This window comes from uncultured Kriegella sp. (genome assembly GCF_963975415.1).
In the GTDB taxonomy this organism is placed as follows: domain Bacteria; phylum Bacteroidota; class Bacteroidia; order Flavobacteriales; family Flavobacteriaceae; genus Kriegella.
The window spans coordinates 194,920-215,234 of sequence record NZ_CAXBGN010000001.1 but is presented as its reverse complement, the minus strand read 5'-3'; the positions used below and the strand labels follow the sequence as shown (position 1 = coordinate 215,234).

The following is a 20,315-nucleotide window of genomic DNA, read 5'->3' as shown; positions in this document are numbered from 1 at the left end:
ACCTGTCATTCTCACAACAGGAATGTGTCCTTTGAGCACTGTCTACTAAGTTAGTAGAATTTCTTCATATTTCAACTAAGGCAGCACTAGTTGTTATATAAATAGCGGGTCATTTTTGCCATAATTTGTAGCCATTTATTTACCTAAAAAGCTATTGTCAAGAAAAAGCGTGGAAATTTATAAGAAAATGTGTATTTCATCCGTTATTTAAGTATTTCATCTTATATTCATGCTCTCATTTCGAAAGTAAACAATACGTTATTCATGCAGCGACTCAAAATTTTGGTAGGATGTACGCTTCTCATCCTTGCCGTTTTTTTTCTGACCTTAAGCGCCACCAAACCCGAACCTACTTCCCATGCCAAGACAACCTTTTCGGCTGAAAATATAGAGGCCAACAAAAAAAAGGTGGACCAAAAAGAGGTGCAGCGGTATAAGCAACAGCAGCAAGAATTGCAGGTTGAACTAAGAAATTATTTCAAAAAGGCAATAGCCGAGGGTGACATCGTGGGTGCGGGAGTAAGCATCGTGCAAGGAGATTCCATTGTGATTTCAGATGGTTTTGGTAAGCGTAACACAAACATGAACGACCTCGTCACCGGGGAAACCGTATTTCGACTCGGATCTTTATCCAAAGGGTTTGCAGGAGTTTTAGCGGCCAATGTAAAGCAGGAGGGCAAATTAGCTTGGACGGATAAGGTTATCGATTATTTGCCCGAGTTTCGTCTGGGAGATAGCAGAAATACAAATCAAATTACACTGGCCAATATTTTATCGCATACTTCAGGCACGCCTTATCATAGTTTTACCAATCTTGTAGAGGCAGGGCTGCCAATGACGACCATAGCAGAGCGTTTTAAAGAAGTCGTACCGATTAGCAAGCCAGGCTTAATGTATAGCTATCAAAATGCCATGTTTGCCCTCTGTGGTGAAATGATGCGGAAAGCGACAGGACAAAAAATCAATACCTTGTTGAACAATCGGTTTTTTAAGCCGTTGGAAATGTGTAATACTACCAGCGATTTTGAAGCTCTGGCACATGAAAGTAATGTTGCCTTACCACATTCAAAGAGAGGGAAGGGCTGGAGAACCTTAAAACTTACGGATAAATATTATAACGCCATTGCTGCAGGAGGTATAAGCTCAAATGCCCATGATATGGGTCGATGGATGCGATTTTTGTTGGGGCATAATCCTGATGTGTTGAATAAATCCGCTTTAGAAGAAGCCTTTAATCCCTTTGTTGAAATTGCTGGACATAGTAAATATTATCAACGATGGCCCGGTCATGTAAAATCGTATTATGGTTTTGGGTGGCGTATTCATAAATTCGTTGAGGACGATGACGACACTAGGGAAAAAACCATTTGGCACCATGGAGGAAGTGTAAATAGCTATAGAAACGAAATTGCCTTATACCCCGAAGCCGATTTGGGAATTTGTGTGCTTTTGAACTCGCACTCGAGACTGGCGTCAAATGTGATTCCGGATTTATATGAAATTGTTAAAGATATCTACGAACCATCGTTTGCCCAAAAGCATTCTTTAAACCATGGTACTGCGGCGATTGAGCTAGAATAACCAGCTTGTTTTTCGCACTTCGGTTATCTTATTCAGTGACATGACTTGTTGTCGTCTTAAAGGGTTTAAGCAATTTAGTTGTCCTTTACAATTGACCAACTTTAAAGAGGGGCAATCCATTCATTAATAAAGAGTGTTTCGCTTTTTACAATCCAAATTTTTCGGTGACAAGAAAACAAACAGCTTTTTAATTATGGCAACTTTTAAAAGGAATCTTCTGTGAAGCATCCCATATATTGAAAAGGGTAGGAGCGATTATAAAAGATAAATCGATCTGTTGTACAATATTTATATCTCATAATCTTCTTAAGTACTTTGCGATTATTATTCGTGTATTACTTTATGTAAATAAACATAAATAACTTATTTATAGTTTTTTAGATAAATAAATTTTGGCTATTATGATGCGTTACCCAGTTTAAACTGCCAGGGTAATCCCGAAGTTTTAACTACTTTTAAACCTTCCATTTTGTCCGATAATAACCGGAATCACATGGGACGGACATGGTGATTGAGAAAAGCTTTAGTTAATAAATATAGTATATCAATGAGTGTTACTATCCATGAAAGTTGGTTTAAACAGCTAAAAAAGGAATTCGAACAACCTTATTTTACGGCATTACGTGGTTTTGTAAAGGCCGAATATGACCAACATGTCTGCTATCCGCCCGGAAAAGAAGTTTTTGCCGCTTTTGATCACTGCCCGTTTGACGAAATCAAGGTAGTGATTATCGGACAAGATCCGTATCATGGTGCGAATCAGGCAAACGGACTTTGTTTTTCCGTACGTGACGGTATTCCGCACCCACCATCATTGGTAAACATTTTCAAAGAGTTGAATACAGATACCGGGGCTCCGTATCCTCAAAGCGGAAATCTGGAGCGTTGGGCCGACCAGGGGGTATTGCTTCTAAATGCTACCCTTACTGTTCGGGCACACCAAGCAGGCAGTCATCAAAAGAAAGGATGGGAAACATTCACCGATGCAGTAATTCGTAAAATATCGGAAGAAAAGGAAGATGTAGTTTTTCTGCTATGGGGTGGCTTTGCTAAAAAGAAAGCCGCATTGATAGATCAGAAGAAGCATCATATTTTGACCTCGGGCCACCCGTCACCATTAAGCGCCAATCGAGGATTATGGTTTGGAAACAGGCATTTTAGCAAAACCAATGAGCTGCTTTTGTCGAATGGTAGTAGGGAAGTTGATTGGTAGGAAGTAAAGGGGGTTCTGAAAGCAATACTTGGTTGATGATGAATTTTTTTTTACGTTTGTAGTAGTCTACTTACTTTAGCCTCAAATTTTTTTAATTTTAATTCTTTTTGCAATAATACAGTTGTCACTGTCGTTGGTGGTAAAAGGTTTTTTTAAGAATTCGAAGCTAAAAGTATGGTTAACTCCAATTTGAAATGGGTTTTGTTAGTCGATGATGACGGAACCACTAATATGTTGAATACACTCTTTCTGAAAAGAGTATTACCCGATGTTAAGATTGATACAGCTATCAATGGTCACCGAGCCCTTGATTTTTTAGATTCGCATATCGACGAAATAGAACCGGGCACCTTTCTTTTGGTTTTAGATATTGAAATGCCCCTTATGGATGGTTGGGAGTTTTTAGAGGCTTATAACATCCTTTTTAAAAAAGAAGAGCGAGAAAAAATTGCCCTGACCGTCTTGACGGCACGACCAAGTGAAGAGGTCAAATATAGGGCGTTATCAAACAACAATGTGTGCGATTGTCTCTACAAACCACTATCCGATATCAATTTTAAAAAAATAGTCAAGAACTTTTTTACTATTGAGAATGAATAGTGTGCACTTTTAACCAAGCCCTAAAAAGGCCTTCGGTTTTAAAATATTTTCGGTTGAAATTAGATTTAGGTGGAGTAGCGTATCTTGCACTTCTTCAACAACTTTCGGTGCTAATTGAACCTGGCTCCAACGTGTAATCGAGAGCCATTTTTGAATATCTTCCAATTGTTGGCCATAACGATTCGCCAGCGTTCTATCGATGCTGGGGATTTGTTTGAATTCGATGGTGTATTGGTTAATGATCTCCAGAATGTGGTGCATTAGACCTTCTTTTTCAGACAGGAAAGCTTCCGAAGCAGCAATAACAAAACAAGGCCAAGGTGTAGGGCAGTCTCCCAATCGTCTAAAAGTGCCATTATCGACCAAGGGCTTGGTCGTAAACCGTTCCCACATAAAATAATCGGCCTGTCCATTGGTAAGTGCCTCAACGGCCCCATTTAGGTTATTGATCACTTCGAATTGTAATTTTTCGGCATCCCACCCCTCATTTAAGGCATTTACATAGGCCATAAGGTGGCTTCCGCTGCCAAACCTGCTGATGGCGGCTTTTGTATTTTGAAGCTCGGAAATCGCTTTATAATCACTTTTAGAGCTAACATGGACTCCCCAGAGTAGGGGTGAGGCAATATATTCTTGAACAATTTTCGAGGAATTGCCTTCTGTGATACTTTTGATAAGTCCTTCTGTAAGAATGATGGCCATATCGGTATCCCCGTTTTGAAGCATTTGACACATTTTACCAGTTCCTTCTGGTACGTCGGTCCATTCGAGCTCAATTCCGCGTGCAGCAAAAGCTCCTTCTTCAATGGCCATATGCCACGGAAGATTGAAGTGTTCGGGAACACCAATTATGCTTACTTTCTTCATAAAATATTTTAGTTTTAAACTATTAATCTAAATGTACACTTCAATTTTCCAAATTTTTAAACTTGATCATCCACCCGTTAATCGTTCGAGGGTGTATTGAATAAGTTCATCAACCGTTTTTTTGGGCGTTCGGGAAAAAGCTCCCGTAATTCGATTGGCCAATATTGCGTTTAAGGAAATTGCACGATGACCCAACAATTTTGAGAGGGCATAAATACCTGAAGTTTCCATTTCAAGATTGGTTATTTGTAGATGGCTATGCTGAAAGGTTTGAAGATTAGAGAGAAACTCGTTATGCTTGGCGACCAAACGCAGTTGCCTACCTTGAGGACCATAAAACCCTGTAGATGTAATGGTCACACCTAATCGTATACGATTTGATATTATCATTTTGGCCAATTTTGAATCATATGAAACAACATACGGTGTTGATTTTTCAGTGGCCCAATTTGTATGTTGCACAAAGGCCTCCTGAAAGTCACGGTGCTGTATGTCGCTGTTGCTATAATAGTGCAATAATCCATCCAATCCAACGGCATACTCGCTTAGTAAAAAGGAGTCGATTGGAATATCGGACTGAATGGCTCCCGATGTTCCTATGCGAATGATATCTAATTGGGTATGTTTTGCCTTAATGGTACGTGAGCTAAAATCAATATTTGCCAAAGCGTCCAATTCGTTGAGCACAATATCAATATTATCAGTGCCAATTCCAGTGGAAATTACGGAGATTCGTTTTCCGTTACGTGTTCCGGTATGTGTTATAAATTCCCGCTTTCCCTTTTTAAGTTCAATGGTGTCAAAATGGTCGGATACTTCCTTTACCCGGTCGGGATCCCCAACGGTGATAATTGTGTGGGCTAAGTCTTGGGGCAGTAAATTGAGATGGTAGATGCTTTGGTCGGCATTTAAGATAAGCTCTGAAGCGTTTAAAGCCATCTTATCTTAAAGCTTTAGAATTCGATTGGCATCGGTATTGTAAAGAAAATTGTACTTTAAAGCTCCTCCTAAGTAGACGTCATTATCTCGAATGCAGGAGTAATAACTTGTTTTGCCTTCCAAAATGTCTTTTCCCTTACGGGTTAATTTCACGGGATTAAAAGTAGCGAACAAAGGCTTAAGGCGGGTAATGGCCCTATCATACTGTGAATCTCCAAAACCAAGGCTCCCTTGATTTTTAAGAAGAATATCAACAAACGCCTTTCTTGATGCGGGCTTTTGATCTAAGGAGAGCTGTAATATGTTGTTCTCCATTCGGTTAAGTCCATTTTTAATGGTAGGGAACCGATGTAGATGGCTGTTTACTGCGTCCGATAAGTACTTAAAATTGAATTCCTCAAAATCTTTTAAGTTCTCCAAACGAATCGGGTTGTCGCTACAATAGAGCTGCCAGACATAATCGGCGTATTCAATATCGTCTTGATTGAGAATCGTTCTATTCTCATACATATTGAGTAATTGTTCATCGCTCAAGTCACAGAGCCCATACATGGTATCGGTATCATCTTCCTTACCGCTGCAAACCAACGATATTTCGGCGTATTTCCTATGTGTTTGCAGCCAACTAAGCACGGCGAGCATGTTCACTTGACAAAAAAGATCATACTCGAACCAAAGAACGATATGGTCTTCCTGTTTATGATTGCACAATGAACGATATTCTTTTAAGGTCTTTTCAATAAACCAAGATTTCGATACTTTGTAATTTTTATTGAGAAATTCGAATCGGGTTTTCCAGAAAGACTCACTACCCACATTGGTTTCAGTCTTACCCTCACACAGCATTTCACGCCAGGTAATAATGTCTCCCTTTAACTTTAAGGATTTTAATTTCTCCGTAAAGTTATCTCCGTTAGTTATATGTAAAAGGGAACTCATCTTGGTGTGGTTTTAATTTGGATAATAAAAGTAATATTTAATCGAAAATAACAAAAAAAATTAACAGAAAACAATGCTCCTCATTAATAAAACACAGAAACGCCGTGTTTTATTGTGGCAGGCTTTACCCACCAACACGTTTGACATTAAATCCTTTTCCTTTTAAAATTTCCATTATTTTGTCGCGGTAGTCCCCTTGTATGATAATTGCTTCGTTCTTTATCGTACCGCCAACACTCAATTTGGTCTTGAGCTCTTTGGCCAATTTTTTAAAATCTTTATCGGCTCCGTTATATCCTTCCAAAATTGTGATGGGTTTGCCCTTTCTCTTCTCATATTTACAAATGATAGGGTCATCTTGAAGCCAGATATCACTTTTTACCGGTTTTTTTTCTTCGGAAGGTGTGTGTTCTGGAAACAAATTTTTTAATTGGTCTTGAAGGTCCATGTGCTATTTTTTAATCAATCCGAGCTCTATCAATCGTTCGTTGAGAAATTCCCCTGCCGTGATGTCATCAAATTGCTTGGGGTGTGCCTTGTCAACACAATTTTCTAAACAATTCAGTGGCATTTCGCTAATAGGATGCATAAAGAAAGGAATAGAATATCGGGATGTGCCCCAAAATTCTTTTGGTGGATTGACAACTTGGTGAATGGTCGACTTCAGTTTGTCGTTGGTAAGTCGCGAAAGCATATCACCAACATTGATCATAAGCTGGTCGGGCTTTGCAATGGCATCGACCCATTTGCCTTCATGGTTTTTAACTTGCAACCCCTTTCCATGCGCCCCCATGAGCAACGTAATCAAATTGATGTCGCCATGGGCTGCGGCGCGTACGGCATTTTTAGGGGCTTGGGTAATCGGTGGATAATGTATAGGTCTCAAAATAGAGTTGCCATTCTTAATATATGCATCGAAATAGTTTTCCTCCAAATCGAGGTGCAGCGCTAATGCTCGGAGCACATATTTTGCGGTCTTCTCCAACATTTTAAAAGTTTCTTGGCCCACATTATTAAAGTCGGGCAACTCTTTTACGGTCACGTTAGCTGGATATTCCGATTCCAGTTTCGGATTGTCCTCTACATATTGCCCAAAATGCCAAAACTCCTTTAAATCACCCTCTTTGCGTCCCTTTGCATGCTCTTTGCCAAAAGAAGTATAACCCCTTTGGCCGCCAATGCCCGCAATCTCATACGTATCTTTGACCGCTTGCGGAAGGGTGAAGAACTTTTTGATTTCATCATATAAATCTTTGACCAAAGCCTCCGAAAGAAAATGTCCGCTAAGGGCTACAAAACCGATATTTTCAAAAGCTGCTCCAATTTCTTTAATGAATTTTTGCTTTTTTGCCTCATCGCCAGATAGAAACTCTTCCAAATTCACGCTGGGTATCGCACTCATACGTTCTGTGTTTTGATTTGATCAAAGTTAGTAAAATATAAGGCATACAACCTTTGAAAGTGATAGTTTTTATGGACTCCAATTTTCTTACTTTTATGGCATATAAGAGAATATCATATTTTAGATGTACATGCAATATAACATCAAAGACGTTGACTCGTCTACCCAAATAACCCTGTACAAACGAATGCTAGTACCACGTTTGATCGAGGAAAAGATGTTGGTGCTTCTCCGGCAAGGTAAAATCTCCAAGTGGTTCAGCGGCATCGGGCAAGAAGCCATCTCGGTAGGGGTCACCAGTGCTTTGAAAACCGAGGAGTATATACTTCCAATGCATCGGAACTTGGGAGTTTTTACAACACGCAATGTGCCTTTACATCGCCTGTTTGCCCAATGGCAAGGTAAGGGTAGTGGTTTTACCAAGGGAAGAGATCGTAGCTTTCATTTCGGAACACAGGAATATAAAATTGTTGGAATGATTTCCCATTTAGGTCCGCAATTGGGAGTCGCAGACGGAATTGCTTTGGCAGACAAGCTGAAAGGGAAAAAAAACGTTACAGCAGTTTTTACGGGCGAAGGGGGTACTAGCGAAGGTGATTTTCACGAAGCATTAAATATAGCTGCAGTATGGGATTTACCGGTACTTTTTTGTATTGAGAATAATGGTTATGGGCTATCGACACCGACAAGCGAACAGTATCGCTGTACCAACCTTAGTGATAAGGGAATTGGTTACGGCATAGAATCGTATACGATTGACGGCAATAATATATTGGAAGTTTTTACTAAAGTCACATCGCTCTCGGAGAGTATGAGAGGCAATCCCAGACCGATTTTATTGGAGTTTAAAACTTTTCGAATGCGCGGACATGAAGAGGCGAGCGGCACAGCATATGTTCCTGAAGCAATGTTGTCGGAATGGTCGAAAAAAGACCCTATCGAAAATTACAAGCAGTTTCTATTGGAAAACAAAATTATGGATAAGGGGCTGGAGGCTAAACTTCGGAATGATATCGTACAAGAAATCAGTGCAAGTCTAAATATTGCTTTTGAAGAAAAGGAAATTGAAGATGTAAGCAATGAGATAAGTGATGTGTTTAAAAGTGTTGTATATCAAGAACATAAGTGTGATAAGGAGGTAAAGAGTATACGTTTGGTCGATGCAGTTTCCGACGGACTCCGACTGTCTATGGTGCGTCATCAAAACCTAGTGCTTATGGGGCAAGATATTGCGGATTATGGAGGTGTTTTTAAAGTAACCAAGGGGTTTGCGGCAACTTTTGGAAAAGACAGGGTGCGTAACACCCCTATTTGCGAATCGGGTATTATATCGGCAGCCATGGGCTTATCTATCAATGGAATGAAAGCCGTGGTTGAGATGCAGTTTGCCGATTTTGTGAGCAGCGGCTTTAATCCTATTGTAAATTATTTGGCAAAAAGCCATTACCGGTGGAGCGAGCCTGCAGATGTGGTCATACGTATGCCCTGTGGAGGTGGAGTAGGCGCCGGACCCTTTCACTCGCAGACCAACGAAGCTTGGTTTACCAAGACACCAGGTTTAAAAGTAGTGTACCCTGCATTTCCTTATGATGCCAAAGGGTTATTGGCGACGGCGATTAATGATCCTAATCCTGTGTTGTTTTTTGAGCATAAAGGTTTGTACCGAAGCAGTTATCAAGATGTTCCTACGGGCTATTACACCCTTCCTTTTGGAAAGGCCGGCCTGTTAAGGAAGGGCGATGATATCACTATAGTTTCATATGGTTTGGGCGTGCATTGGGCCTTGGAAACGCTGAATAGGCAGTCTCAAATAAAGGCCGACCTTATTGATTTGCGCACGTTGATGCCTTTAGACATGGAATCTGTATTTTCCTCCGTCAAAAAAACAGGAAAACTCATTATTCTTCAAGAGGACAGTCTGTTTGGTGGTATCGCCAGTGATATTTCTGCCTTGGTCGTAGAAAACTGCTTCGAATACCTCGATGCTCCCATACGAAGGGTTGCCAGTTTGGAAACTCCTATCCCGTTTTCTAAAAAACTGGAAGACAATTACTTGCCGAAACAACGGTTTGAAAAAGAACTATTATCACTTCTGGCTTACTGACATCAAGGTTAATAATTAATTCTATTCGACACCCATCTTTTTTTGTTGTTTTTTATACTGCTATATCATATTAACAGCAACTTAACGTTACTGTAAAATCGTAAAGCAAAATGCTTGCGTATATAGTACAAACTAAATTAATTTTAATAATGAAAAGACATTTTCTAATTTTTATGGCTTTGGCCATGATTGCCACGTCTTGCTCGGTTTCAAAGAGTGCCAGGGAGAAGCGAAGTCTTCTAAATGGTTCATGGACGTTGGAAGACATTTCCTATGAAAACAATACGGGCAATTTTAAGTCCGTTATTTTCAATGATGCCGAAGACATCTGCTTTGAGGGGAGTGATTGGTTCTTTAGGGATAATAATAGCACCGGTCACTACACCATAGCACCTTCGACCTACTGTAATGGTGGGGACCGTTATATACGTTGGTCGGTAGTTGACAGGGATGAAAACTATACCAGTCAGCTGCAATTCAAGTTTATAGATGCCAAATCAAAGGATATTTCCGGCGGATTGGGGTATCGGTTGAATATCATCGCATTGACACCCCAAGCAATGACCTTAAAATCAAATAATACAGTAGACGGAGAAACCGTTACCGTGGTATACGAATTCACAAAAAAACAATAATATGAAAAGTCTGATTATAAAAAATATAGCATTGGGTATGGCCTTTACCTTGGTAGTGGGTTGTAGTGCCGTAAAAAATTCCAACCACAAACAAAGAGGTGCCACGGTAGGAGCTACAAGCGGGGCTGTTATTGGAGGTGTTTTAGGTAATAATGTCGGAAAAGGTAATAATACGGCCTTAGGTGCTATTATAGGCGCTGTTGTTGGTGGTGTGGCCGGAGGATATATCGGTGACCGAATGGATCGTCAAGCAGAACGTATCGAGGAAGAAATTCCTGGAGCCGAGGTTAAGCGTGTTGGTGAAGGTATAAATGTCACCTTTAATGAAGATGCGGGGGTCTATTTTGATACCAACAAATCGAACATTCAAGGAACATCGGCTACAACTTTAGATAAATTGGTCGGCATTTTTAAGGAATATCCGAAATCAAATATCTTGGTAGAAGGACATACCGATAGCGCCGGACCTGATGATTATAACATGAACTTGTCACAGCAGCGTGCACAATCAGTGACCAATTATTTGGTAAGTAAGGGTGTCGATAGTGGACGATTTACGACAAAATGGTACGGGGAAAATCAGCCGCGGGGCGATAATTCGACCACCGAGGGTAAGGCGCAGAACCGACGTGTTGAATTGGCAATTGTAGCCAGCGAAGAATTGAAGGAAGAGGCCCAGGAGCAAACCAAGGGCTAATTCATTTAAATTAAAGAAATTATAGGAAATCCCGGCACTTAAAGTGTCGGGATTCTTTATGCCCCAAAGTTTCGTTTTACTTTCTTTTATTGCATCAAAAAAGTAATCGATAAGAAGCATAAAAAGTGATTCATTAATTTTTAGGCCGTTTCGAAATGTCTATCTTTCCCTTGTGGAGCACTACGATGTAATTGTTATCGGGGGTGGGCTGGCCGGGCTCACGGGCGCTATTCAGTTGACCAAACAAAATTATGGGGTTCTTGTATTGGAGAAAGAACCCTATCCACGGCATAAAGTATGTGGGGAGTATGTGTCAAATGAAGTTGTGCCTTATCTAAAAACTCTAGGGATTGAACTTGAAAAGGTGGGAGCGGTTGCTATTGACACCTTGCAATTGAGTACATGGTCGGGTAAATCAGTGCAGACCCACTTGCCCTTGGGCGGTTTTGGAATAAGCAGGTACAGGCTTGATCACTTACTGTACCAAAAAGCTGTAGCTCTTGGCGTATCTTTTAGGTTCGAAGAGGTAACGGCGGTCAACTTTCAAAATGATGGCTTTTCTATAAGTATTACGAGTGGCTCGCAAATGTCGTCAAAAGTGGTTCTTGGAGCCTTTGGAAAACGAAGCAATTTAGATAAATATTTGAATCGGGACTTCATACAGAAAAAATCACAATGGCTAGGTGTCAAGGCGCATTATAGCTATGATGCTTTCCGAAATAACTTGGTAGCATTGCATAACTTTAAGGGGGGGTACGCTGGGTTGTCGAAAACCGAAACAGGGGATGTCAATTTTTGCTATCTAGCGTCTTATTCCAGTTTTAAACAAGAGAAAGATGTGGAGCGTTTTAATGCCAACGTGGTTGCCCAAAATCCTTTTTTAGGTACTTTTCTTAAGGATGCGGAGCCTATTTTTGATAAACCTCTGACCATTGCCCAAGTTTCCTTTGAGTCGAAAAGACTTGTCGAGAACCACTTGTTGATGTGCGGGGATACTGCCGGGTTGATACACCCTTTATGCGGTAATGGCATGGCTATGGCGATTCATAGTGCTAAAATGGCCTCGGAATGTATCATTGAATATTTCAATGGTAGGAAATCCAGGGAGCAGATGGAAAGAGCCTATGAAGACCGTTGGAGAAATACGTTTTCCCGTAGGCTTTGGACGGGGAGACAATTGCAATCACTATTACTAAACGAAAAATTGGCCAATTGGGGTGTTTCCGCAGTCACCCGATTACCTTTTCTTTTGAGAACAGCGATTAAAAGTACACACGGAACCCCAATCGATTGATGTATGGACCTGTCACAGCGAAATAGAACACCCGAACTCATGGATGACCCCAACATTACTGAGGAAATGTTGGCAGTCGTTTTGGAAGATATCAATCGGGCGAATCAGCTATTAAATGGCAATAAACCGACCCTAAGTGCTATTGATAAGTTGATTCAAGAGGGAATTCAAAAATCGTATACGATTATGGATGTGGGTTGCGGAGACGGAACCCTGCTTCGTGAGATCGTTAAATGGGCCCGAAAGAATAATTATTCTGTTACTTGTATCGGTATTGATCTTAGTGAGAATGCCTTGCGAGTTGCTCGAAAGAAATCTGCAGGTTTTCCAGAGATACGGTATACGCAACAAGATGTTCTTGACGCTACTTTTGCAGCAAATGTTCAATGTGATATACTACTGTGCACTTTGACCATGCATCACCTCTATAATGAACACATACCTCAATTTCTAGAGCGATTTACAAAATTGGCACGCATAGGAGTGATTATTAATGACTTGCAAAGAAGTCTTTTTGCGTATTATCTTTTTAAGGTGTTTAGTACTATTTTTATAAAAACCAAAATTGCCAAACACGATGGTCTTTTGTCTATAAAAAGTGGATTTACTAAAAAAGAACTGAACCGATTTTCAAATAATTTAAAAAATGTTCATCACCAGATTCAATGGAAATGGGCGTTTCGATATATCTGGGTCATGCGCACCCATCGATTAACCAAAATATATGCATAACGTACGAATTACGACGGTAGCGAAGGCGCTTCCAAATTTTAACAGAACAACCAAAGAAATTCTGCCTTTTGTCGAAATGTGGTTGTCGGGCCAGGAACGTAGGTTTCAGCGCAAGGTTATTAAGATTTTTGAAGGTGCCGCAGTTGATGTCCGTTATAGCATTATGGATCCAAAAGAGGTCTTTACAGCGACCTCGTTTGAAGAAAAGAATGCTATTTATAGTCGTGAAACGAAGAAACTTGGAGTAAACGTACTACAAAAAGCCCTGAGGCAGTCCGACTGGGAAGCCGATTCCTTAGATTATATCATTACCGTCAGCTGTACAGGCATAATGATTCCCTCTTTAGACGCTTATTTGATTAATGCATTAGACCTTCGACAAGACATCGTTCGCCTACCTGTAACCGAAATGGGTTGTGCCGCAGGTATATCAGGACTTATATATGCCCGTAACTTTTTAATGGCAAACCCTGAAAAGAGAGCTGCCGTAGTGGCTGTTGAAAGCCCGACCGCCACATTTCAATTGAATGATTATTCGATGGCGAACATGGTCAGCGCTGCCATTTTTGGTGATGGTGCTGCCTGTGTACTTTTATCTTCGGAAAAGGCGGCCAAAGGTCCAAAAATAATCGGGAGTTCGATGTATCATTTTTCCGATACAACGCATTTGATGGGTTTTGGTTTGACTAATTCAGGATTGCAAATGATTCTAGACCCGGCAGTACCCGAAACGATTGCCTCCCATTTCCCAGAAATCATTCATCCGTTCTTAAAGCAGCATAATACCTCTATCGAAGCTGTCGATCATTTGATTTTCCATCCTGGGGGGCGGAAAATTGTTCAGACGGTCGAAACGCTGTTTGGTGACTTGGGGAAAAACATCGATGATACCCGTGAAACCCTAAGATTATATGGTAATATGAGCAGTGCTACAGTGCTTTATGTGTTGGAACGATTCTTTGAAAAGAACATCGGGGAAGGGGAGCAGGGGCTGATGTTGAGTTTCGGACCCGGGTTTTCAGCACAGCGCATATTGCTAGAATGGTAAAAATGTTTTGAAGTATATATGAAGGTAAGGTAATCAAGGGAAGCACTTATTATTTAATGTATAATAATGGAGTATAGAAAAGACGATTTTAAGGCATCTTCAATTAGGGGAACTAAACAGGGCACATGGGCCATAATCCTTGGGGGAAGTAGTGGGCTAGGGATGGCTACTGCAAAAAAACTGGCTCTAAAGGGTTTTCATATTATTATTATTCATAGGGATAGAAAACTTGATTTACAGCGAATTAAAGAGGATTTCGAAGAAATTACTTTAACTGGGGTGAAATTTGCCAACTTCAATGTAGACGGTACTAAGATCGAAAAAATAGGGACCTTGACTGAGCAAATTAGGGAACTGCTATTGCCTCAAGAGCGAATAAGCGTTCTGGTTCATAGTATTGCCAAAGGAAGTTTAAAGCCGATGTTTTCCAATAGCGGGCAAATGGAATTAAATCGGCAAGATTTCGAAATTACCATGGAAGCTATGGCGGTGAGTTTATTCGATTGGACAAAGGCATTGGTTCAAGCCGGACTTTTTTCTGATGATGCCCGTATTATGGCCTTTACAAGTGAGGGAAATACAAGGGCCTGGAAGAACTATGCGGCGGTTTCCGCAGCAAAAGTAGCCTTGGAAGCCCTAACCAGAAATATTGCTTTGGAATATGCCCCTTTGGGAATCAAGGCCAATTGTATTCAAGCAGGCGTGACGGATACCGTTTCACTCAACCGAATTCCAGGCAGTGATTTTCTAAAAAAGAATGCGTTGAAACGGAATCCTCAAGGTCGTTTGACCACTCCTGAAGATGTCGCCAATGTTGTCTATTTATTGACGACCGATGAAGCGAAATGGATAACGGGAACCGTGATTAAAGTAGATGGAGGCGAGAGCTTACGATAGTTAAGTGAAGATTACTGTAGTAGGAACCACCAAGCGGTTCCATAATTTGGAAATATGTTATGAAAGCTAACGAGAGTAATTCTAAAAGTAGGTATGACGATATCATTCAAAAACTGCCGTATGAGAAGCCTTTTTTGTTTGTTGACACGTTATTGCATGTTGATGAAAACGGGGCGGAAGGGTGCTTCACTTTTAGCGATACGTTAAGTTTTTATCGTGGTCATTTTAAAAACAACCCCATAACACCTGGTGTGATTTTAACCGAATGCTGTGCACAAATCGGTTTGGTTTGCCTTGGAATATTTTTGTTGGATCAGCGCGATCAATGGAAGCAGTCTGGTTTAAAAATGGGGCTAAGTAGTTCTGAAATGGAATTTTTTTTACCGGTTTTACCGAACGAGAAAGTTAGGGTTTGCTCAGAGAAGGTTTACTTTAGGTTCAATAAGCTAAAGTGCTTATTAAGAATGTACAACGAATCGGATGAATTGGTGTGCAAAGGAAAAATATCGGGAATGCTGACCAATGTTTGATATGGAAAAACGCGTAGTTATAACCGGTCTTGGTGTCTGTGCCCCCAATGGGGTTGGTGTAGCCGATTTCTCCCTTGCCTTGCAGAGTGGCAAAAGTGGCATTCGGTTCCAATCTAAACTTAAGGACCTTGATTTTAGTTGTCAGATTGCAGGCGAACCATTGGTGCGTGATAATTTGGTCAATCAATATTTTACACCGCTCCAGTTGCGTGGATTAAATGCTAGCGGTATCGTTTATGGGGTAATCGCAGGTACCGATGCATGGAACGATGCTAAACTCCCTATTGCCAACAAAGAAGCACCCGATTGGAATGCGGGTATTATTTTTGGCACCGGTATTTTGGGTGTAGATAAATTGCGGGATTCCATACATCAAATCGATGCAGGTAAAGTTCGTCGGCTCGGCAGTACAAGTGTACTACAGACCATGGCAAGCGGTATAAGTGCCTATTTAGGGGGTATTCTGGGGTGTGGCAATCAAGTCACCACGAACTCGTCGGCTTGCACCACGGGAACAGAAGGTATTCTAATGGCATACGAGCGAATAGCAGCTGGAAAAGCCGAGTACATACTAACAGGAAGCTGTAGTGATAGTGGTCCCTATATATGGGGTGGATTTGATGCCATGCGCATTCTTCCGAGTACATATAACGAAAACCCCACGTCGGCGAGTCGACCCATGAGTAGCAGCGCTGCAGGTTTTGTACCCGGGAGTGGAGCCGGAGCCATGGTTTTGGAGTCTTTGGAAAGTGCTAAAAAGCGTGGAGCTACCATTTATGCAGAAGTACTTGGTGGCGCTCAAAACAGTGGCGGACAACGCGGAAATGGTAGTATGACCGCACCCAATAGCGAGGCGGTACAGCGTTGTATTGTAGCCGCAGTAAATAATTCCGGTGTGAATGCATCCGATATTGATACTATTAACGGACATCTAACCGCTACGACAAAAGATGTGGTTGAAATACAGAATTGGTGTGATGCCTTAGAACGTTCTGGGGGTGACTTTCCCTATATAAATTCCTTTAAGGGAACTATTGGGCATTGCTTGGCAGCAGCCGGAAGTATCGAATGTGTAGGTTCGATATTGCAATTCAAAGAAAACAGGGTATTCGGTAATGTGAACTGCAATGACATACACCCCGATATCACTACTTTGGTAGATCCAGTAAAAATTCCCCGCAAGACTATTGAATTTCAATCTCAAATAATGGCAAAAGCTAGTTTTGGTTTTGGTGATGTAAACGCCTGCGTTCTTTTTAGACGCTATAGTGGGCAAGAATAAAGTTGGTTTTTTTGGAGCTTTATGAATAAGCATGTGTTTGTCATTTGTTTTTTTAACTTCACACTATAGAATAAAAAATACATCAAGCCTGCATACCAATGACAAACGAAGAACGCTATCAGAAATTACGGGACATTATAAAGATATACCTTCCGGAAGACGTTTCCGTCGATAACATCACCTTGGAAAGCCATTTTATCAACGAACTCAACATTAATTCTGCCAATCTAGTCGATATTGTTCTTGATGTGGAAGATGAATTCGATATCATGCTGGAAAATGAGGATATGGACAAGATGCAAACGGTTAAGGCTGCCCTTTCCATCATCGATGCCAAACTTACAAATGCCTAGTCGATGAAAATGTTCTGGACTTGGGCAAAACCCAAACTTTTTGTCGATGTGCGGTTGATTGTCACCTATTGTTTTATCTACTTTTTATGGGGATGGAGTATGAATTGGTTGGGTACGGAATTGGAAATTGCGAAATTCACGTATTGGTGGCAGATAATTAGTTGTTACCTGCTTTATATGGTACCTGTTTCACTGTTGCTTCGCGGGCTCCCTTTTCATATGCAATACGCCTATGGACTAGTCGCCATGGGATTTTTGGAATTCGGCGGATATGCCTTGGAAACTTCGTATGCCTACCCGAACAATCTATTGGACCAACTTTTCGGAATTCGCAATTTCAGCTTGGGTATGGCCCTGTTTTTCGCCTTGTATTTCCCGTTGGGGAATCGTATAGTAACTAGTGTATACTCCCGAATGTTCCATGGAACAAAAAACGGATAAGGTGCCTATTGTTGTTTTTCCTCGGGTTGTAGCCGTACCGGAAATTCTGTTTCGGCACCGTATAACTTAATCTCATGAATATCGGCAGGCATATAGTACCCTGCATCTTCCAAAGCTTCCTTGACATTCTTAATGACCAGGCCTTTAGTAATCAATGCCATTTTTCTAAAATCTTTTGTGTCGACCCAAAAGAAAATTTTTAAGTTGACAGTACTCGTAGCCAGTTGGTCTTCGATAACGAAATTCTCATGTTCGGGATCTTCAATGACGTTAAGCTCTTTTCGCAAAGCCTCCAAGACGGTTTTCTTTGCACCCTCAATATTATCTTCATAAGCAATACCGATTACAAAGTCCCATCTAAAGAAACCATCTTCGGTGAAATTGGTCACCGGTTTGGTAAGTACGTCGCTATTGGGAATGTATACGTCTTTTCCATTGAAGGTTTTTAATTTGGTATAGCGGAATTCCAACGATTTTACCTTTCCAAAATTTTCCCCGATTTCGACTGTATCATTCACATCAAAAGGCCTGCTGAAAGCTAGGATTATACCGGCAATAAAGTTTTCGCCAATATCTTTAAAGGCAAAGCCCAAGACCACGGCACTGGCACCTGCCGCGGTCAATATTCCTGCGGCAATGCCTCCAAGACCCGATGATCTTAAGGCCAACATGATGGCAATAATAATCAGAATATATTTTATGGCTTGGCCAAGAAAACGGCTCATAAGCGGATCCCTCGTTTTATGGGAAATTCTTTTACGGGCAAATTGACCGATCCAAGAGGCAATGAGTACGCCCAATATTACAATCAAAAGGCCAAGAATGATGCCCGGCAATTGGGCTATCAACTGATCATAGAAAGAAATCAGTGCATCGGAAATCGAGGTTGTATCTTGCATTTTATGCTAAAGTGGGTTCAAAAAAGAAGATACAGAGAAGCATACCCTTGTAGTACCTCAAAAGCATTTTACATTGACCCAAAACCACCCTCAATAAGGGTATAGGCTATTATTGCCCATTTCATCCTAGTAATGAAATACCAAAAAAAGTAGTTAAACTATTCCGAAGGAACGGTTTCCTTCTCCTTTATGAGCAATGAAGCTAGAATGCCTACCAGTAATGACACCGATATTACGGTGAGCGACACCCATTCAGGCAATTCAATTTGATGGGAGAATAACATTTTCAGTCCGACAAAGGCCAGAATCACTACGAGACTGTAGTTGATGAATCTGAATTTTTGTAGCATCCTTGAAATCAAGAAATACATGGACCGTAAGCCTAAAATCGCCAAAATATTGGAACTGAAAACGATAAAGGGGTCAGCGGTTATGGCCAAAATCGCGGGAATACTATCTAAGGCAAAGAGCACATCGGTCAATTCGATAACAATGAGGGCAACAAATAGGGGAGTGGCCGCATTGAGTCCCATTCGCTTCACAAAAAAATCATGACCGTGCAGCGTATTGGTTATGGGGTAGACTTTCTTGAGCTGACGAAAGACAAATGAGTTCTTGGGATTAAACTCATGATCGTCTCCTTTCAACATTTTAAAGGCCGTATATAGCAAGAAAACACCAAAAACATAAATGATCCATTCGAATTTGGTAATCAATGCCACTCCGAACACAATCATAATTCCGCGAAAAACAATAGCGCCTAAAATACCCCAGAAAAGTACCCTGTGCTGATAAAGGGCGGGTATTTTAAAAGCGGAAAAAATTACCGCAATGACAAAGACATTGTCGATACTTAATGAAAGTTCTATCAAATAGCCCGTAATATACTTTAAGACGGCATTATTCGGGGTAAGTCCCGTGGGATTGTCCACAAGTCCTGCCGAAAAAAGCCAATAAATAACGCCGCTAAAACTGAGTGCTACTGTAATCCAAACGGCCGTCCAAATACCGGCTTCCTTACTTTTTATAACATGTTCGTTTTTGTGAAAAACGCCCAAATCCAAAGCCAAGAAAACGATAATCAAGGCAATAAACAAAATCCATACCCATATCATAGCTGTCCGAAATTTTAAGCCACGAAGGTAAGCATCATTTATTGATGCCATGTACTGGTTTACGCAATTTTTGAACTTGTTTACTACCCTTAAATAGAGTTATTCTTTCAAGTGCAGTACTTAAGATTCAGATCGCGAACTTTAGTTATTTAGCTTCTTCAAGAGTAAATCGAAACTTTACGATTACTTTGTTATCGCCACGCTCTTTTTTAATGGGAATATCAAAATCGGAAGAAAATAGGGTAGTGGTACCCAATAATTCTTTGGCCTTTCGTTGAAAATTGATGGTTATAGGTTTGGCTATGGCCTTAATGGTCAAGATGCCTTTTACTGTAAAGGTTTCCCGTGTACCTGAAACGGACCGGCTTTCAAATGTTATTTTTGGATGATTTTCTGCATCAAAATACTTTTTTCCCTTGAGTGACCAATCCCTTAAAAAATTTCCGGTTTTTAACGAAGAAACGGCGACCGAACCCTTAAACGATGCGTGGGTGATGTCGTCAAAGTTTATGGTCGTGTGGGAAGTGAAATCTGCAATACTGCCCTGTACATCTTTTGAAACAAACGAGAACGTAATCTCAGTCGATGAAATTAGGGTAGGGTTTTGCCCCAGCAAAACCGAAGGTGCAAAATTCATGCAAACCAAGATGAAATAAAAAAGGGGTGCCACTTTATACATGATACGATTGATTAATGTAAACTTAATACTAACAAAACAATCAATTTGGACCTATCTACTTATAATCA

Annotated in this window: 22 protein-coding genes; 14 read left to right on the top strand and 8 right to left on the bottom strand. The window is 40.7% G+C overall.

Features of this window, described 5'->3' with window-relative positions:
• Positions 1 to 264 precede the first annotated feature (264 nt).
• The 3 genes from AACZ88_RS00930 to AACZ88_RS00920 all read left to right on the top strand — a co-directional run bounded on the left by AACZ88_RS00930 (position 265) and on the right by AACZ88_RS00920 (position 3,394).
• Positions 265 to 1,581: a serine hydrolase domain-containing protein gene (locus tag AACZ88_RS00930; protein ID WP_339704830.1), complete on the top strand. Its 1,317-nt coding sequence runs from the start codon at positions 265 to 267 to the stop codon at positions 1,579 to 1,581.
• A gap of 547 nt (positions 1,582 to 2,128) precedes the next feature.
• A complete protein-coding gene (gene ung / locus AACZ88_RS00925; protein ID WP_339704828.1) occupies positions 2,129 to 2,794 on the top strand; it encodes a uracil-DNA glycosylase in 666 nt (221 codons plus the stop codon).
• 174 nt (positions 2,795 to 2,968) lie between these two features.
• Complete coding sequence (locus tag AACZ88_RS00920; RefSeq protein ID WP_339704826.1) at positions 2,969 to 3,394, top strand: response regulator; 426 nt, start codon at positions 2,969 to 2,971, stop codon at positions 3,392 to 3,394.
• A 9-nt stretch (positions 3,395 to 3,403) separates the two neighbouring features.
• Here the strand turns inward: AACZ88_RS00920 and AACZ88_RS00915 are convergent, their stop codons facing one another.
• The 5 genes from AACZ88_RS00915 to AACZ88_RS00895 form a co-directional block, all read right to left on the bottom strand.
• A complete protein-coding gene (locus tag AACZ88_RS00915) occupies positions 3,404 to 4,261 on the bottom strand; it encodes a substrate-binding domain-containing protein (RefSeq protein WP_339704823.1) in 858 nt (285 codons plus the stop codon).
• Positions 4,262 to 4,327: 66 nt separating this feature from the next.
• Positions 4,328 to 5,200, bottom strand: coding sequence for a nucleoside phosphorylase (locus AACZ88_RS00910; RefSeq protein WP_339704820.1), 873 nt, complete (start codon positions 5,198 to 5,200; stop codon positions 4,328 to 4,330).
• 6 nt (positions 5,201 to 5,206) lie between these two features.
• Positions 5,207 to 6,139, bottom strand: a complete 933-nt coding sequence (locus AACZ88_RS00905) for a DUF1835 domain-containing protein (protein ID WP_339704818.1) — start codon at positions 6,137 to 6,139, stop codon at positions 5,207 to 5,209.
• Between the two features lie 124 nt (positions 6,140 to 6,263).
• Positions 6,264 to 6,587: a translation initiation factor gene (locus AACZ88_RS00900; RefSeq protein WP_339704816.1), complete on the bottom strand. Its 324-nt coding sequence runs from the start codon at positions 6,585 to 6,587 to the stop codon at positions 6,264 to 6,266.
• 3 nt (positions 6,588 to 6,590) lie between these two features.
• A complete protein-coding gene (locus AACZ88_RS00895) occupies positions 6,591 to 7,541 on the bottom strand; it encodes a 2-oxoglutarate and iron-dependent oxygenase domain-containing protein (RefSeq protein WP_339704814.1) in 951 nt (316 codons plus the stop codon).
• 130 nt (positions 7,542 to 7,671) lie between these two features.
• Here AACZ88_RS00895 and AACZ88_RS00890 point away from each other — a divergent pair, with 130 nt between their 5' ends.
• From AACZ88_RS00890 to AACZ88_RS00840, 11 genes are all read left to right on the top strand, one after another.
• A complete protein-coding gene (locus tag AACZ88_RS00890; RefSeq protein WP_339704811.1) occupies positions 7,672 to 9,645 on the top strand; it encodes a dehydrogenase E1 component subunit alpha/beta in 1,974 nt (657 codons plus the stop codon).
• A gap of 149 nt (positions 9,646 to 9,794) precedes the next feature.
• Entirely contained in the window at positions 9,795 to 10,280 is a 486-nt protein-coding gene (locus tag AACZ88_RS00885; protein ID WP_339704808.1) for a lipocalin family protein, read from the top strand.
• Position 10,281: 1 nt separating this feature from the next.
• Positions 10,282 to 10,977, top strand: coding sequence for an OmpA family protein (locus AACZ88_RS00880; protein WP_339704805.1), 696 nt, complete (start codon positions 10,282 to 10,284; stop codon positions 10,975 to 10,977).
• A 172-nt stretch (positions 10,978 to 11,149) separates the two neighbouring features.
• The gene (locus tag AACZ88_RS00875) at positions 11,150 to 12,271 is read left to right on the top strand and encodes an NAD(P)/FAD-dependent oxidoreductase (protein ID WP_339704802.1); all 1,122 of its coding nucleotides are present in this window, start codon (positions 11,150 to 11,152) and stop codon (positions 12,269 to 12,271) included.
• A gap of 3 nt (positions 12,272 to 12,274) precedes the next feature.
• Positions 12,275 to 13,003 (top strand): methyltransferase domain-containing protein, encoded by a 729-nt coding sequence (locus tag AACZ88_RS00870; protein WP_339704799.1) that lies wholly within the window; start codon positions 12,275 to 12,277, stop codon positions 13,001 to 13,003.
• Positions 12,996 to 14,051, top strand: a complete 1,056-nt coding sequence (locus tag AACZ88_RS00865) for a 3-oxoacyl-[acyl-carrier-protein] synthase III C-terminal domain-containing protein (RefSeq protein WP_339704796.1) — start codon at positions 12,996 to 12,998, stop codon at positions 14,049 to 14,051. The genes AACZ88_RS00870 and AACZ88_RS00865 overlap by 8 nt, the downstream gene beginning before the upstream one ends.
• A gap of 66 nt (positions 14,052 to 14,117) precedes the next feature.
• A complete protein-coding gene (locus AACZ88_RS00860; RefSeq protein WP_339704793.1) occupies positions 14,118 to 14,948 on the top strand; it encodes an SDR family oxidoreductase in 831 nt (276 codons plus the stop codon).
• A gap of 59 nt (positions 14,949 to 15,007) precedes the next feature.
• Positions 15,008 to 15,478, top strand: coding sequence for a FabA/FabZ family ACP-dehydratase (locus AACZ88_RS00855; RefSeq protein WP_339704790.1), 471 nt, complete (start codon positions 15,008 to 15,010; stop codon positions 15,476 to 15,478).
• 1 nt (position 15,479) lies between these two features.
• Positions 15,480 to 16,760 carry a beta-ketoacyl-[acyl-carrier-protein] synthase family protein gene (locus AACZ88_RS00850; protein ID WP_339704787.1) on the top strand — a complete coding sequence of 427 codons (1,281 nt, stop codon included), beginning with the start codon at positions 15,480 to 15,482 and terminating at the stop codon, positions 16,758 to 16,760.
• 98 nt (positions 16,761 to 16,858) lie between these two features.
• Positions 16,859 to 17,113, top strand: coding sequence for a phosphopantetheine-binding protein (locus AACZ88_RS00845; RefSeq protein ID WP_339704784.1), 255 nt, complete (start codon positions 16,859 to 16,861; stop codon positions 17,111 to 17,113).
• A 3-nt stretch (positions 17,114 to 17,116) separates the two neighbouring features.
• Complete coding sequence (locus AACZ88_RS00840) at positions 17,117 to 17,554, top strand: hypothetical protein (RefSeq protein WP_339704781.1); 438 nt, start codon at positions 17,117 to 17,119, stop codon at positions 17,552 to 17,554.
• Between the two features lie 5 nt (positions 17,555 to 17,559).
• On the opposite strand, the gene AACZ88_RS00835 is transcribed toward AACZ88_RS00840, so the two are convergent.
• The 3 genes from AACZ88_RS00835 to AACZ88_RS00825 form a co-directional block, all read right to left on the bottom strand.
• Positions 17,560 to 18,453, bottom strand: coding sequence for a mechanosensitive ion channel family protein (locus tag AACZ88_RS00835; RefSeq protein WP_339704778.1), 894 nt, complete (start codon positions 18,451 to 18,453; stop codon positions 17,560 to 17,562).
• Between the two features lie 158 nt (positions 18,454 to 18,611).
• Positions 18,612 to 19,565: a TerC family protein gene (locus tag AACZ88_RS00830; protein ID WP_339706439.1), complete on the bottom strand. Its 954-nt coding sequence runs from the start codon at positions 19,563 to 19,565 to the stop codon at positions 18,612 to 18,614.
• A gap of 148 nt (positions 19,566 to 19,713) precedes the next feature.
• Entirely contained in the window at positions 19,714 to 20,247 is a 534-nt protein-coding gene (locus tag AACZ88_RS00825; protein ID WP_339704775.1) for a YceI family protein, read from the bottom strand.
• Between the last annotated feature and the right edge of the window lie 68 nt (positions 20,248 to 20,315).